This is a genomic window from Paraburkholderia dipogonis (assembly GCF_046027395.1).
Classification (GTDB): Bacteria; Pseudomonadota; Gammaproteobacteria; order Burkholderiales; family Burkholderiaceae; genus Paraburkholderia; species Paraburkholderia dipogonis_A.
Genome location: NZ_JAQQEG010000019.1, coordinates 59,740 through 75,170 on the forward strand (window position 1 = coordinate 59,740; position 15,431 = coordinate 75,170).

Genomic DNA, 15,431 nt, shown 5'->3' on the forward strand with positions numbered 1-15,431 from the left:
AATTGCAGCCTTCAACGTGCGCCCTCCCCTTTATCGCCGACTTCGATGATGAACTCAGTGCCGCGCACGCCGAGCGTGGTCGTCGGTGTGCTGAAACGGACGGCATCCGGATTCGCCTTCGCCAGCTTGCCGGAAATCACGGCCAGCGAACCGCGTTTGACGGAGGCGTCGAGCACGCCGTCATGGGTCGTGGTATTGAACGCGAATTTGTTGAGGTCGAGAATGGTATCGGCGCCGGCCGAGAGTTGGGTGGTATCACGCAGCGTGATGCCGACGGAGGACTGCGGGCCGGTCACGATACGATCCCTGCCGTACACCTCGCTGCCGACGGCCGCGCCCGAACTTGCTCCGGACCGCTCGATCTGCACCGTGCCCTTGACCGTCTTGACGACGCCGGCAGCGTCGTCGGCAAGTGCATTCGCGATGGCCATGCATCCGCAGGCTAGAAGCAACGCATATTGAGCGGCTTGGAGACGCATCGGTGGCACCTGATGGCGTAAACGCTGCATTCCGCGGGACAGCGCGGCTCCCTGATGTCGACCTGGTGTTATGAGCAATCATTCCCTGACCGCTCGCAGAGCTGGGGCTTGCGAAGGACTTGCAGAAATACTGCGCCTGGAAGCTGGGGAGACTTTTCTACGGCACCCATCAGACTAGCGCCGTGCGCCCAGGCGACTCTGTGCGCTTCCGCGCATATCGCCACGAGACACTTCTTTAGGCGCCGGTTTGCGTCGGCATGTCTCTCGATTAAGGGTTAACCCATTCAGAACTGCGCATCAAAGTGCATACAGTTCTTGCATACGAGCTTGCTTCAGACGTGGGGGTATTGCCGCCCAGGGACTTCCGGCGGTGTTTCCTCAGTTCCACGAACTCAAAGGAGAAGACAGATGGAAATCCGCAACCCTTCCCCCGGCCTCTACAACGAAGATCTCGCCCCTGCCAGGGTCCGCAACTGGGGTGCCTTCAGCATCTTTAACGTCTGGACCTCGGACGTGCACAGCCTCTGGGGCTACTACCTCGCCGCCAGCCTGTTCCTGCTGTGCGGCACGTTTACCAACTTCGTGCTGGCGATCGGGATCGGCTCGCTGGTGATCTTCGCGCTGATGAACCTGATCGGCTACGCCGGCGAGAAGACCGGCGTGCCCTACCCGGTGCTGGCGCGCGCGTCCTTCGGCGTGTGGGGCGCCAACCTCGCGGCGCTGGTGCGCGCCGTGGTGGCCTGCTTCTGGTACGGCGCGCAGACGGCCGCGGCGGCGGGCGCGCTGGTCGCGCTGCTGATCCGCAACGACAGCCTGATGACCTTCTACAAGGGCACGCACTTCCTCGGCCACTCAGGGTTGGAGGTGATCTGCTACGTGGTCATCTGGGCGCTGCAGTTGCTCATCATCCAGAAGGGCATGGAGACGGTGCGCAAGTTTCAGGACTGGGCCGGCCCGGCGGTGTGGGTCGCGATGCTGATTCTCGCGATCGGCCTGTGCGTGAAGGCCGGCGGCTTCTCGTTCTCTCACGGCATTCCGATGGATGTGCTGCTCGAGAAAACCAAAGACGCCGGTGTCAGCGGCGAGCCCGGCTCGTTCTGGGCGCTGATGGCAGTGGGCGCGACCTGGATCACCTACTTCGCGGCGCTGTACCTGAACTTTTGCGACTTCTCGCGCTATGCGAAGAATCGCGACGCCGTGAAGAAAGGCAATCTGTGGGGCCTGCCGGTCAACCTGATCGCGTTTTCGCTGGTCGCGGGTATCACCACCATCGCCGCCTTCAAGGTGTACGGCGAAGTCCTGCTGCACCCCGAGCAGATCTCAGCCAAATTCGACAGCTGGGTACTGGCGCTGATCGCGGCGCTGACCTTCGCGGTCGCCACGCTCGGCATCAACGTGGTCGCCAATTTCGTCTCGGCCGCGTTCGACATCTCCAACGTTTTCCCCAAACAGATCAGCTTCAAGAAAGGCGGCTACATTGCCGCGGCCATCGCGCTGGTGCTCTACCCGTTCGCTCCGTGGGAAGGCAACGCCGCGCACTTCGTCAACGCGATCGGCGCGACGATGGGCCCTTTGTTGGGGATCATTCTGGTGGACTACTATCTGGTGGCCAAGGGGAACATCAACGTCGCGGCGCTCTATCAGGAGCATGGCGAGTACCGTTACGAAGGCGGCTGGAACGTCAACGCGCTGATCGCGGCGGCGATCGGCAGCGTGTTTTCGACCTTTCTACCGAACTTCACCAACCTGCTGCCGGTCTGGTGGAATACCTATGGCTGGTTCTTCGGCGTGCTGATCGGCGGCGGCACCTATCTGATCATGGCGACGCTGCGGCCACGTACGGCCATTGTGACGACCCGCGCTTAAGGGTGCTTCGTGGAGCTGGACGCGGTGATCCGCGTTCAGCTCCATGAGGCGGAGTCAAGCATTAGCGCGCGCTGCATCCTGCAGGCGGACGGTTCGTCGCGATAGCCGGGTTTGCTTTTCTCACTGGTTGATCTGCCCTGCTGCAATGTCCTCTAGCGATCTTCCGCGCGTCGGCACGCCCATGAGCAACACCGCCATCGCGCCGATCAGCAGCACGAGCGTCGTCGCGCCGAAAACCCCGGCAAAGCCCAGCAGCGGATAGACGTACCCGACGAGGATTGGCGCGGCAATCGCGCCCAGCCGGCCAATCGACGAAGCGAGCCCGGTGCCCGTTGCGCGCACGTCGGTCGGAAACACCTCTGGGGTATAGGCATAAACGCCGGCATACGTACCGTTCATGAAGAACGAAAGCAGGATGCCCGACACCATGATGCCTGTATCCGTACCCGTCAACGCAAGCCCGAGCGCCGAGATGCCGCCCAATATCATGTACGACGCAATCGTCGCCTGCCGGCCGATCTTCTCGTTGAGCCACGCACCCGAAAAGTATCCGGGAATCTGCGCGATGTAAATCACGAGCGAATACGAAAAGCTCCGCGTGATCGTCATGCCGTTCTGTACGAGCAAGCCGGGAATCCACGTGAAAAACGCGTAATAGCTGAACGTGATGGATAGCCACATCAGCCACGTCATGGCCGTGATGCGCGCGAGCTTCGCCGCCCACAACGCCTTGACGTTGGCGATGATCGAGGCCCGTCCGGCGGCGAGCGGAACGGCTCCCTCGCGCACGGGAGGCAGCGGCTCCAACTGTATGCCGGCTTTCGTCACCTCCGCTTCCATCCGCGACACGATCACATCGGCTTCCGCGTGCCGGCCGCGTGCCTCGAGCCAGCGCGGCGACTCGGGCAACGCTCGGCGCCACCAGAGCAGCATCACAATGGGCAGCGCCGTGATGACCATGACCGCACGCCATGCATCGGGTGCGAGCGGGATCACCAGATAGCCCAGCAGTGCAGCCGCCACGAAGCCAAAGGAGAAAAATCCCGCGAGGCTGCCGGTGAAACTGCCGCGATATCGCCGCGCCACGAACTCAGAGAGAAACGGCGCGACGATGGCGCTTTCCGCGCCCGTCCCCAACCCGGCGACGATGCGCGTCGCCAGAAAAAATCCCCAGTCGTTCGCCAGTGCGCTCGCAAGCGACGCGACACAGTAAATCACGAGCGCATACATCATGACCTTGCGTCGGCCGATGATGTCGCCGAGCATGCCCGCGAGCATCGCGCCGACGAAATAGCCCATGAACGTACCGCTTCCCAGCACGCCGGTCTGCACGCTCGTCAACCCCCATTGCGTGCGCAGCACGGGCAGCAGGAACGCGAGCACGGCGGCGTCCATCGCATCGAAGGTGTAGCCGAGGCCGCCCATCAACAGCAAACGGCGGTGAAAACCTGAAAACGGCAAGCGCTCGATGCGGGCGGCAATCATCGACATGGACAAGCTCCGATTAGGACTGTGGGACACCGCGGACGCGGGCGGGCTCTCAAGGTCAAGCGCTTTCGAGTTCGTTGACGAAGATCCGGCCATCCTTCATCACGAGCGGAATATGCTCGCCCTGACCTAACAGGCAATCGACGGACTTCAAAGGATTGCCATCGACCACCAGCACATCGGCATGCGCACCCGGCATGATTCTGCCGAGCTTGTCCTGCATATTGAGCACTTCCGCGCCAACCACGGTTGCGCTCGCAATCACCTCGGCCGGCGACATGACGTCGGCCAGAATCCGGAACTCATCGCTTTGCAGCCGCTGCGCCTCGCCGAGCAGGTCCGTGCCGAAGCCCATCTTGACGCCGGCGCGCTTCATGATTTCAATCGAGTGCAGACCGGCGCCATGCACGTCCGCGACCTTGGCGATGCTGGCGGGCGGCAGCCCGTATTTCTCGCCTTCGCTTGCAAGCGCGTCGTAAGTGACAAGCGTCGGCACGACATACGCGCCGTGCTCCGCGACGAGGCGGGCGGTCTCCTCGTCGATCAGATTGCCGTGTTCGATCGTGCGCACGCCACAACGCACGGCACGCGCAATCGCCGCAGGCGTGTAAGCATGCGCCAGCACATACGTGCCGCGCCCTTGAGCTTCGGCGACGATCGCGCGGATCTCGTCTTCGGAGTACCCGAATGCGCCGACCGGATCGGTGGGCGAAGCGACGCCGCCCGACGCCATGATCTTGATCTGGTCGGCGCCCATCTGCAGTTCCTCGCGCACGGCCCGGCGCACTTCATCGACGCCGTCCGCCACGCGGCCGAGCGCGCCCACGCGCACGCAGCATCCGCAAGGTGAATCGGGCGGCATGTAGTCGGAGCGGGCGCGCGGATCGGCATGACCGCCCGTCTGGCTCAACGCGCGGCCGGATACGAAAAGGCGCGGACCTTCGATGAGCCCCGACTCGACCGCCTGCTTGAATGGATACCCGGCTCCGCCCGCGTCGCGCACGGTGGTGAAGCCGCGGCGCAACATCGCGCGCATGATCGGCACGGCGCGCAGCGTGACGAGCACATTGGGGAGCGTCGCCACGCGCGGCAGATTGAACTCGATTGCAACGACATGCACATGCAGATCGATCAGACCCGGCATGATCGTTTTGCCCTTGACGTCGATCACGCGCGCGTTGCTGCTCTTGATCGGCTTATCGGACACTTCGCGGACGAAGCCGTCCTCGATGAGGATTTCAAAGCCTTCCAGCAGATCAGGATGGGTAGGATCGAGCAGCGCGCCGTTACGTAGGAGGAAGCTGGTCAAGTGTTATCTCCTTCAGGTTTCGATCGCAGCGGCCGGCATACGGGCCTCGCGTCGAGTATGGAGGCTGGCGTATGGAAGCGCTGCCAGGATATTCATCAGGACAGGTCTCGCACGCATCAAGTATGGCGCTGACCAACGCATGCCGCAAAGCGGATCGAAAAAAAGCTTTTCCCACATGTTGATCTATTGCAGGCGTCAGCATTAAGATGGGCACCTCGGCGCGCGACATGCCACGCGAACGCGAGGTGAGATCCCGCGGCCGCCGCCACACCGAATTGATCCTGCTCGCGAAGCGAGGCCAACGGATCAGGTTCCCAGCGAAGCAGCAAGCTCAGCCAGGAGACAACGATGCTCAGTCCACACGAATTCGCGACCCTCATGTTGCTCAAGGATGCACCGGATCTACTGAGTCTGGACGGTGCCGATCTGGAAGCGCTTCTGGAGCGCCAACTCGTCACGCTGGAAGACCTCGCTTCCGGACAGCAACGCCCTCTCATTACCGATGACGGACAGATATTTCTGAAGGCCGCCGCTCGTATCCTGAACGACGAATGACACGTATCGCTTGATCAGTTGCACAGTCAAGGAGTGTTGCATGGCCGAATCAGGCGCTGGAATCGTCGTGGGTCTGTGTGGACTGAGTGTCGCCGTGCTGATGGTCGCCGGACACTATTGGCGCGAGAGGCTAAGGCGTCGGCAGCTCAGGCGGATGGACCATCGCGACTGCTGGGAAGTGATGCGCCACAGGCGCTGAAGACCTGTTTGATTCAATCGGACCCGCAGCGGGCAGGTCACGAGAAAGCCGATCATGAACTGGCTAGCCAACGCGGTGCTTGTCGTGCACGCGCTGCTTGTGTTGTTCATCGTTTGCGGATTCGTCGTGATCTGGGTGGGTGCCGGCCTCCTGTGAACAAACAATAGAGTTTGACACAAGGCGTTCAATAAAATCAGACACCTAGCGATTTTCCTGACTAGGGTCCGTGCAAATAGAGTTCGACACAAACGCCTCTCGACTCAATGGACGCAAGGAACTCGTGACAATAAAGTTTGACACAAAAGAAATGGAATCTCACCCTGCGACGGAGCGGCGTTCAGCAGTTCGCGATGCGGTTGCGTAGCGATAAGGCTTGGCGCAACTGCGCAACCGAACGGTCGCGGCGCTGGGCGACGTACACGGCGACGTGTTGGCATCGCCCATGCGTTCAAACAGGTTCGTGTTGGATGGTAAGGCGACACCGGTTTGTGACTTTGACGAACGGCTGAGGCGCGGCAGCGTCGCGTCATGGATCTGCCCACGCCCTTATGTGCAGGTTCGGAAACTGCCGGATCAATCAAGAGCGAGCGTTGAGGAGATCTCGCGTTGACCTGCGAGCGGCACACGGCGCGCGTGACAGCGGCACCCATACCACAAGTCTCTCGATAATTGCAGGGGAGCGGATTGTCACGGCGTTCGTGTGATAGTGCGTTTTCGCCGGCGCAGGTGCTAATCGCTGAAAAATGACCTGACCGCCGATCTGCTCATGTTGCTCAAGAGGGATGCGCGTTGCGTCGACTTACAACTGCTGCAACTCCCGGGCAGTGATCTGCACCGGATAGTCAGGCACGCCGGGATCAAGCGTGATGACCTGGATCGTGATACCGCGCGTGCGCTTGCTGCGTTGCCCGCTGGTGCGAGCTCGATCAGGGATTTCTCGCATCACATTGAGTCCTTGATCGAACACCGTGGTCGCTCGCCATGTCGGATTACAGCGATCAGCGAATTCGCAGCGCATGGATTCTCGCCGCACTTCTGACGACGCCAGAGTTGCGTCGCGTGCTGCTATCGTTCTCACCTCCTTCGGCAAAATACCGATTGAAGGCCTTGATGAAGCGCTGACGGCGTGGATCGACGGCTCCCTGGAAACGCCGGACGCGGCGTACGACAACAGTGCATTCGCACCAGAAGTGCCCGGGAAGACGTCCGGCGCTATCGCAACAACACCAAAGGCTGAGGCAAAAGCAGGTCACACGATAGCCTTGCAGGACCAAACAGGTCTGGACGGCATCGCAAATCTGCTAAATGACTATTACACCGGCCGAATGGGCTAAAGTCGCGGAATAACAGTGCCGTAGCCACTTACAGCAAATCGTATTGTTGCGCTAGACGCGCAGCCTCGTTGATTCGGTTTGTGCCCATTTTCTCGTTTATCCGCGAGTACATGGAATAGATACTCGCGACCGAGAGTCCCAAGCTCTTCGCTACTTCCTGTGCTGGTTCCGCTACCAGCACAAGCCGAAGTGCAGTCAGGTCGCGGTCATCGAGTTCAAACTTTGCGACCATCAAGTTGCGCTGCGCCATCATGCGTACATCAAGAAGCGTCATCGCCATTGCGCGTAAGAGCGCTTGCCATTCAAACAATCGTGCTTCCCCACCGTCCTCAACTTCGATTTCGCTCGCCACATGCAAAACGCCGAGAAGCGATGTTGCGCGTGAATGCGCGGGGACGATCAGGTTGCTCCGAAACCCGTATTGACGTGCCATAGCGCGCATATCGCGTTGCCCCGCGCTCGTTATCTGGATGCTACTGCCGCGAGATGGCACCGCATTGAACCGCGCGTACTGGAGATACGGGTCATTGCTGTACCAGTGGCGGTGTTGATAGATCTGAATCCACTCCGGGTTGCATCCAACAAGGAAGCGATAATCGGTCGTGGGTCCGTTCGTGTCCACGCGGAAGGAACTGAAGATAAACGAGGGAACTTGGAGCTGCGAGAAAATGGCTCTGAGCCGCGGATGAAGCTCCATGTCGTGTCCGCACTCGCCGAGCACATTGATTGCGGCCAGTACTTTCCCGATATTCACTTGCATTCCCTCCACAGCCTCTCAGAAAATATTAGGTTCGCTCATTCCTCTTGGTTTACAAGCTGGCGAATTTTCTCTTGAATTGCACTATAGTGCCGTTCCAATTGCGTGAAATACGGGTCTGCAATCAAATAGTCGTACGTGGCGGCGTGAACATCGACCGAAACGGAGTGGATGAAGCATGTGCCATCCGCCTGAATCAGCTCCCGCTCAAGGAGCATCAGTGCTTCACGTACCAGCAGTCGAACGCTTACGCGCTCGCGTCCGACTGCGACTTCAGCCGCATAAACAACAATTTCCCGATTTTTCACTTGCTGAGTCGGCCATGAGTCTCACTTACGTAAGCTTACCTTCTTCAAGGACTCGACAGCTGTCTCAATAATCGAATGGCTGCGTTTGCGTCGAGACGGGCGTCGAGAAAATCTATTACTGATACCGACGAGCTAGGGGCTACCTTTGCAGATAGCTCTTCCGACTCCAGCATAACTGTCCGGCCTGAATGTGTTACGCACTCGACCGCCGAGGCCAATATATCAGCCGAAGATGACTGGGGTCCAATTACCACACCTCGGATCAGACTATTCTCGAGTAACTTAAACGCATCAAAGCCACCCGAGAAGGAGCCAAGCATCAGGCACACCCCTGTGCTGGCAAGTGCAATGGCGCGTTCTGCCGCGAGGACGGGTTCGTCAAAAAACGCTATTTCCGGTACTTCCAGCACGAATGCGTCCGGCACAAATTCAAACCTCCGCACGAGTTCGCGGATAATGCGGGCGCAGTCGACATTGAGAAATTGTTCTTTGTCCAGTGGGTACGTAAGCCGTGCGGGCGCTGCCCCATCTTCCTTCCAACTCAAGAGGGTGAGGCAGAGCTGAGCAAAGGCGAACTCAGTTATCGGTCCAAGTAGCCCATTTTCTTCGTTGATTGACAGGGAGGAGTTCACAGGCACCAGATTGCCCTTCTCCTCCAGGACGGCAACTGCAACGCGAAAGCCTCCCACCTGCTTACTGTGCAACTCACGGATAGGGTAGAAGGTAAGCCGGAGGCTACCGTCGCTCAATGCGATGCGCAAGCGCTGTTCGTTTTCAACCGCGAGACGCCCGCTCTCGCGCATCTCGTTTGAATAGTATCGCCAGTTGGTCTTGTGCGTACTCACCATCTGCGCCTTGGCGGCGTACATCGCCTCGTCGGCCTCGCGAATAAGCGTCGAAACGCCATTCTCACTGCATGCACGTATCGAGACTCCAATGCTTGCCCGGATATTGAAGACGTTTCCGCGCAACGTGATCGCCGCCTCAAATATGGTGACGATCGCATCTATCACCTTTTGTGTCGCAGGATAGACGTCCGCATCGCTATCGTCAGGCGTCACAATCACAAGGAATTCATCACCGCCAAACCGCCCGACGGTGTGAGGCGACAGCCCTTGCCTGAGTCGCACGGAGATCTTCTTCAACAACTGGTCACCCGCTTCGTGGCCGAGCGTGTCGTTCACCTGCTTAAGATTGCCAAGGTCGATGTAGACGACAGCGACGTGGTTCACGCATGACTGCCTTGCAATTTCCTCGTTTAACCGCGCGAGTAAGCCATGGCGGTTCCACAGAGCCGTGAGCGTATCGGTCTCGGAGAGGATTCGAAGCCGGTCGCGACTCTTGAAGAGGCGATGTACGAGTACCGATATCGCGCTCACGAACATCGCGAAAAAGATCGATAGCACGACGGCGCTCGTCAGATACACCGATTTCATGTTGTTATAGGCCGCCAGCGCGTCCGAACGACGAAGGGACACCTCGACGTGAAGCGGGTAGCCCGGCACGGTACGCCGCGCAGCTATCTGGTCGGCAACTGTCTTCGTAGATTCTCGACTATCGCGACCTTTAGCCTGCCTGCCTGTTGCTTCCTCCTCGGTCGCGTCATCCGAGAGCTTCGAGCCGTCCTGTAGGAAGACGGCCGCCGAGCCGTTCTCGCCGAGCGCAGCGACGTCAGTAAAGCCGCGCGTCAGGTAGCGCCGATCCTCGGAGACGACTACCACGCCCGCGAAGTCCCCGTCCTTTGTCTCCAGCCGGCGCGACAGTTGAATGGTCCATTTCCCGGAGACCCTGCCGAGCACTGGTTTGCTGATATAGAGTCCCGGTACGCCAGCTGTCCGATGGACCGCAAAGTGCTGGCGATCGGTAATGTATACGCCGCCGGCGTAAGGGATGGTGCTTTGTAAAATACGTCCGGCGGCGTCGACAATCGAGACTTGGGCTGCGGTTTCTCTCGTGAAAAACCCCGCGTCTTGCAGTGCCTTCAGATTCACTGACGCTGGGTCCTTTTCGAACTGAAGTTTCACCACGAGCGCGATGACATCCACATCGTGAATCGTGGTCTCCGTGTGCTGAACCAGAGCATCAGCCAAGACATCCGCCTTGGACTGAGCCGCCTGTAACACCTCCACCCTTTCCGTAGATAGCCGGGTCAGCACACCAATCCAGACGGCGGCGAGTACCAGGACGCCCACGGCTGGAATCAGGATAACGCTTCGAAACCGGCGTTTTACGGGAGGGTTTGTGGACATGTCGTCAATCGTTCGGTGCGCGCTCTGGCGATTGTAAAGAATGCGCCGAGCGATTCTGGTGAGAAGCGCCCCACCGCAAGGAGCATCTGCCGGGCACAGGCTAAAGCTCGTCAACGAGGCTCGGGAAAGCCCTTGCGCTGCTGCCATAGGTTGAGGAACGGCCGCATACTGACACTCGCATAAAGCCCTGCGACCGTGTACGGCTCCGCCTTAATAAAAGCGTTCGCCTCCTCGACAGTCTCAAAATCGAGCACAAGCAAACTACCAACTGGAGTCACCCCGTCTTCCGCCAGCAGCGGCCCAGCGAAGGCAAACTGTTCGGCGAATTTCGCGAGGTACTCGCGGTGTGCTGGGCGTAGCGTCGCTCTCAGGTCTGTGCCTGGCGCGTCGATGTTATAAAACGAGTAAAGCATCGTTATATGGCCCTCTCTACGTAAATGTTTTTTCCTCGCGTTTCGACCAGACACATCCCGGCAAGCAGACCGACTCCGGATACCGCCGCCAATAGTGCGATGGAATAGGGCATCCCTTGCATACCAAACCGGTCTATCAGAGAACCAATGAGCGGCTGCAGGATCGTCGCAGCCATAAACATGCTGGTATTCGTGACTCCGATAGCCATGCCCGCCGAATTCGGATCGTTCACCTCTTTGGCGATGGCCCAGATGAGCGTGTAACTGGTGGAGGCCATTCCCTGAATCGCGAATACGACATAGCTCTCGCCAGAGAACGCGTTCATCGGCCCCAACATGGGCATCCACGAGACGAGATAAACAGCTCCGAGGATCAGCAGCAGGCCCTTGCGGTTACCCAGCCGATCGGACGCCCGCCCCAAGAAGAGCGCCGTGACCGAATGACAGAGAATCATGACCAGGACATGCATGGATGCTTCGCCCTTGCTCAGACCGATGAATTTGACCAGATACGGTACTGCCCATAGGCTGGTGAATGCGAAGAACGTCCCGCAGATGCCAAATCCCACCCAAAAGCACGGCCACGTACGTGCGTTCGTAACGACATCGCGCAACTGCCGGACCCACGACGGACGGGAATACGGAGGAACGCTGCGTTGGCCGTCCGGATGCGGCAGTCCAAGGTCGGCGGGCTTGTCCCGCACGAACACCGCGATGAGCGCTCCGGCTACGAGGGTAAGACCGCCGATGCCGCCAATGACGACGCGCCAGCTAACGATCTGCGACATCATCTGCAGCGGCGCCGTCGACAATATTGATCCCAGGTTACCAAAGAGCAGGGTAAGTCCGCTCAGCGTCGCAAACTGCCGTGCCGAAAACCACGACGCGTTCAATCGCAGCAGCGCGACGAACGGGACGGCGGCGCCGAGACCAATAAGCCCACGTCCGACGCACGCGACTTCGACCGTGTGAGCGCTCGCGAAGACAAAAGCGCCGAGCGCCGCCGTCACGCAGCCGACCACCAGTATCCGCCGCGGCCCCAAGGTATCGGCAATAACGCCGGTCGGAATCTGCATGGCCATCACGGCAAAGAAGAAAACTGCCGTGATGGATCCGAGTTCCGTGCTCGTAGCGGAGAATGCCTTTTGTAGCTCAATCGATAGTGCTGCAGGTGCAACTCGATGAAAGAACGACACCATGTATGCCACAATGGTGAGCCAGAATGCTGTCCACTGTGCGAGTCGTAGTCTTCGTTGGGCGTTCGCTTCCATAGCGGATCCTTTCACGCCGCCACCGCGGCCGGTACCGCCGCTGCAATAGCGTGCTCTTTCGCGTAGTAGTGGATTTCGAGGAGCATGCAGCCGTTTTCCGACTTAAACGGGCCATGAAACGCGCCAGGCGGGCGGCACGCATATGTGTTCGGACCAAACGGTGTTCCGCCTTGCCCGTTCGCGTCGTTACCAACCGTCAGGTCACCCTGCACGAGGTAGACTTCTTCCCAGTACTCATGCACAAACGGTGCGGTCGTGTAAATGCCCGCTGCGAAGCGAAGCAGTCGGGTTCTGCAGCCGGCGCTCGTTTGCGGGGAAAGGGAGCCACAAAGAACTTTTTCCTCGATTCCTTGCGGATAGCCCGGGGGCACACTCCAGCCTTCAGTCAGGTCCAGCGAGACAAACTCAAGATGTGGCTTCAGCATTGATGTTCTCCTATCAAAGAACTTTGATTTGATATTCACAGGCAAGAGTGCGGCCCAGTACCGGGTCGTGCAGTTCGACGCGGAAGAACCCGGCGCCAGTCATGGTGCCCTTGACGGGCACGGTGCCTCCGAAAAGGACATTGCCGTGGTCGAATGGCACCCCAATCCTTGAGAGCAATTCCCGCGGGTGCAACAACTCGGCTACGGACCCTTCCTGATATAACCGCTCGATGCCATCCGTTGTGGCAAAGCTGCGTAGGATCAGTTGGTCCCAATGGTCCTCCACTTCATCGAATCGCCAGCAGTCACCACTCAAGGGCTTTGCGCAGACCTGTTTGGAAAGCGCCACGTCATGTGTCTCGAGCGCCCGGTCAGTGTGGTCTGAGCCCACCGCGACGTACAGTTGGCCGTCTGTGTTAAAAAGGCAAAACTCCGCCTCGCCGCTTGAGCTTGCCCCGACGGCCTCGATGACCGGTTCAGTCGTGAGCAGGGCGCGAGCCACGCGATAAAGCGTCGGAATCTGTTTAGGCGGCGCAATGCCAATCGCCACGAGTTCATCAATGTGGTGTTGAACGGCCTCCGGATTCCGGCCGGTCCATCCGGCAATGGTGAGAGCCTTCGCCACCAGTTGTATCGCGTGGCTGCGGCCGCCCTGTTCGGTGATTTCGTGTACGTTCATGGTTTAGACTGCGCGGAGAATGGCGGTGGCCGCGTCGAGTGTTTCTTCTTTCTTGGCAAAACAGAACCGCAGGAGCTTCGACTGCGCATACTGAGAACCGAACCCGGACATCGGCAGCCCGGCAACACCGTGGCACTGGATGAGATGGTTGGCAAACTCCGTATCCGGAAGCTCGGATATCGCCGAATAGTCGAGCATCTGGAAATAGCCGCCGCCGGTTGGCATTAAGCTGAAGCGCGAGCTACCCAGTCCCTCAAGAAAGCGATTGCGCTTCTGAAGAAAGAGCTGCGGCAAATCGGAATACGCGGCGTCATCCAGTACGGCAGCCATAGCTTGCTGCAGCGGCGTGGGCGCAGCGTACGTGTTGAACTGGAGAACCTTGCGGATTTCGTTGGTCAAGGCTGGCGCACCGATTGCGTATCCGATTCTCCAGCCGGTAACGTGCATTGTTTTGCCGAGCGAGCCCACCACAACAGTTCTCTCGCGCAGTCGTGCATCCGAGATTGCTGTAATGTGCTGTTGTGGGGCAAAGACGATGTTGTGATAGACCTCGTCGCTCAGCACGAGAAGGTTGTACTGGTCAGCGATCCGCGCAAGCCTGTCCACATCGATCGCCGTCCAGCACCGACCCGTCGGGTTGTGTGGGCTGTTCACGACAATCATCCGCGTGTGCGTCGTCACGCTCTTTTCGACTTCATCCCAGTCGATTTCGAACGTCGGAGCCCTGAGCTCCACGCAGACGGGAACGCCACCGGCGAGAAGAACGGCGGGCGCGTACGATTCGAACGCAGGCGATAAGAAAATTACTTCTTCTCCAGCGTGAACGAGACTGCTGATCGCCGCCGAGATGGCCTGCGTCGCGCCTGCAGTGATGGTGATTTGGGTCTCAGCGGATAACCCGAGTCCGTAGAGGTTTTGAAACATGTGCGCGATGGACTGACGCAATGTCTCAGAGCCTTCGGGAAGGCCGTACTGGTTGTGGTTGCCCTGGACCGCCTCGGAAAGCGCATCCAGCAGCCGTTGGTCAGGAGCAAAATCCGGAAACCCCTGCGATAGGTTCACTGCACCGTACTTCTTTGCCGCGCGGGCCATCGTCGCAAAGATGGAACCCTTGATGTGCGGAAGCCTTGAATCAGAAACAATCGACGACACGGTCGCACTCCTTACTCAGGCAATCGGTACGAGTACGTCGGCCAAGGCATGCTCCGCAATTAGCCGACGTCGTATCAGTTCCATCTTTTTCTCCAGCAATTCCATGACGTCTCCGGGAAGACTGCGACTCACTCGTATGCCGCGGTCCTGTATCGCCCTCAGATTCTTTTCTTCTCGACCGGTCTGACGCGTCCAGTACCGGAACTGGACCTCCCGTCCGGCCCATTTCAGGGTCCGCTGCCCACGCATCGATAGCGCCCGGAAACTCACATCCTGGACAGTGAGAAAGCACAAAGGCGTGCTGTAGGCGACGGGCAGGTAGTGCCCGAAGTGACTGGCCAGAAGGTCCCCCGCAGCTCCGTCTCCCGAGGACAGGACCGCGTCAAATTCTCCCGCCTCAAGCGCGGCGCGTAACCGGAAAAATGGCAAATTAGTTGCGGCACAGCCAATCGACGAAAAGACTTCGCGCGACAGGGCGTCGTACGACCTGATCCGCAACCCGACGAGGCTCGTCGCGCTATCGATCTCCCGTGAAGACCACACGCCCGTTGGCGGCATGGGCACGGTAGCAAGCAGGCGAAACCCTTCGCGACGCAGACAGTCGTCGAAGATACGTTGAAAACGCTTTACGTCCTGCTCGGATGCATGTCCCTTCTCACCCCGCGGTATAGCGGCAAGCTCAAACTCTTTTGCATGCTGCAACAAGGATGCGCCGAATACAATCCCGCCGAGTGCAGGGGCGTCTGCAGCAAAGAGGGACTGATCTGATTCGAAATGCGATTCGACTGTCAGGTCAGAGCCACCGGCGTCGTTCACCAGTTCAGCAAGAACTGCCATTGCTTCGCCGGGCAAGGTCTCCCGGGGGTACTCCGTTGCAAATATCAAGCGCATATCATTTCCTGAGGGTATCGGCGCACATTGCTTCGAGTGCTTCGAGTGCTTCGAGT

General features: G+C 59.2%; 14 protein-coding genes and 1 pseudogene. 3 read left to right on the top strand and 12 right to left on the bottom strand.

Features of this window, described 5'->3' with window-relative positions; all coding sequences use genetic code 11:
* Positions 1-11 precede the first annotated feature (11 nt).
* Entirely contained in the window at positions 12-479 is a 468-nt protein-coding gene (locus PQR32_RS20330) for a FecR family protein (protein WP_408230760.1), read from the bottom strand.
* A 408-nt stretch (positions 480-887) separates the two neighbouring features.
* On the opposite strand from PQR32_RS20330, the gene PQR32_RS20335 reads away from it, so the two are divergent.
* Positions 888-2,345: an NCS1 family nucleobase:cation symporter-1 gene (locus tag PQR32_RS20335; RefSeq protein WP_408230763.1), complete on the top strand. Its 1,458-nt coding sequence runs from the start codon at positions 888-890 to the stop codon at positions 2,343-2,345.
* A 120-nt stretch (positions 2,346-2,465) separates the two neighbouring features.
* Here the strand turns inward: PQR32_RS20335 and PQR32_RS20340 are convergent, their stop codons facing one another.
* Positions 2,466-3,836, bottom strand: a complete 1,371-nt coding sequence (locus tag PQR32_RS20340) for an MFS transporter (RefSeq protein WP_408230766.1) — start codon at positions 3,834-3,836, stop codon at positions 2,466-2,468.
* Positions 3,837-3,891: 55 nt separating this feature from the next.
* Entirely contained in the window at positions 3,892-5,142 is a 1,251-nt protein-coding gene (locus PQR32_RS20345) for a metal-dependent hydrolase family protein (protein WP_408205488.1), read from the bottom strand.
* Positions 5,143-5,490: 348 nt separating this feature from the next.
* Between PQR32_RS20345 and PQR32_RS20350 the strand changes: the two genes are divergently transcribed.
* Positions 5,491-5,697: a hypothetical protein gene (locus PQR32_RS20350; protein WP_408230770.1), complete on the top strand. Its 207-nt coding sequence runs from the start codon at positions 5,491-5,493 to the stop codon at positions 5,695-5,697.
* A gap of 1,001 nt (positions 5,698-6,698) precedes the next feature.
* Positions 6,699-7,125: pseudogene (locus PQR32_RS20355) on the top strand (type VI secretion system ATPase TssH); the annotation flags it as partial.
* 133 nt (positions 7,126-7,258) lie between these two features.
* On the opposite strand, the gene PQR32_RS20360 reads toward PQR32_RS20355, so the two are convergent.
* The 9 genes from PQR32_RS20360 to PQR32_RS20400 form a co-directional block, all read right to left on the bottom strand.
* Positions 7,259-7,990 carry an autoinducer binding domain-containing protein gene (locus tag PQR32_RS20360; RefSeq protein WP_408230773.1) on the bottom strand — a complete coding sequence of 244 codons (732 nt, stop codon included), beginning with the start codon at positions 7,988-7,990 and terminating at the stop codon, positions 7,259-7,261.
* Positions 7,991-8,025: 35 nt separating this feature from the next.
* Positions 8,026-8,295 (bottom strand): hypothetical protein, encoded by a 270-nt coding sequence (locus PQR32_RS20365; protein WP_408230776.1) that lies wholly within the window; start codon positions 8,293-8,295, stop codon positions 8,026-8,028.
* Between the two features lie 44 nt (positions 8,296-8,339).
* Positions 8,340-10,544, bottom strand: coding sequence for a diguanylate cyclase domain-containing protein (locus PQR32_RS20370; RefSeq protein WP_408230779.1), 2,205 nt, complete (start codon positions 10,542-10,544; stop codon positions 8,340-8,342).
* A gap of 110 nt (positions 10,545-10,654) precedes the next feature.
* The gene (locus PQR32_RS20375; protein ID WP_408230782.1) at positions 10,655-10,957 is read right to left on the bottom strand and encodes a YciI family protein; all 303 of its coding nucleotides are present in this window, start codon (positions 10,955-10,957) and stop codon (positions 10,655-10,657) included.
* 2 nt (positions 10,958-10,959) lie between these two features.
* Positions 10,960-12,228: an MFS transporter gene (locus PQR32_RS20380; protein WP_408230785.1), complete on the bottom strand. Its 1,269-nt coding sequence runs from the start codon at positions 12,226-12,228 to the stop codon at positions 10,960-10,962.
* An 11-nt stretch (positions 12,229-12,239) separates the two neighbouring features.
* A complete protein-coding gene (locus tag PQR32_RS20385; RefSeq protein ID WP_408230788.1) occupies positions 12,240-12,653 on the bottom strand; it encodes a cupin in 414 nt (137 codons plus the stop codon).
* A 13-nt stretch (positions 12,654-12,666) separates the two neighbouring features.
* Positions 12,667-13,332 (bottom strand): DUF2848 domain-containing protein, encoded by a 666-nt coding sequence (locus tag PQR32_RS20390; RefSeq protein ID WP_408230791.1) that lies wholly within the window; start codon positions 13,330-13,332, stop codon positions 12,667-12,669.
* Positions 13,333-13,335: 3 nt separating this feature from the next.
* Complete coding sequence (locus PQR32_RS20395) at positions 13,336-14,484, bottom strand: methionine aminotransferase (protein WP_408230794.1); 1,149 nt, start codon at positions 14,482-14,484, stop codon at positions 13,336-13,338.
* 15 nt (positions 14,485-14,499) lie between these two features.
* On the bottom strand, positions 14,500-15,321 hold the full coding sequence (locus tag PQR32_RS20400) for a type 2 periplasmic-binding domain-containing protein (RefSeq protein WP_408230797.1): 822 nt from the start codon (positions 15,319-15,321) through the stop codon (positions 14,500-14,502).
* Positions 15,322-15,431 lie beyond the last annotated feature (110 nt).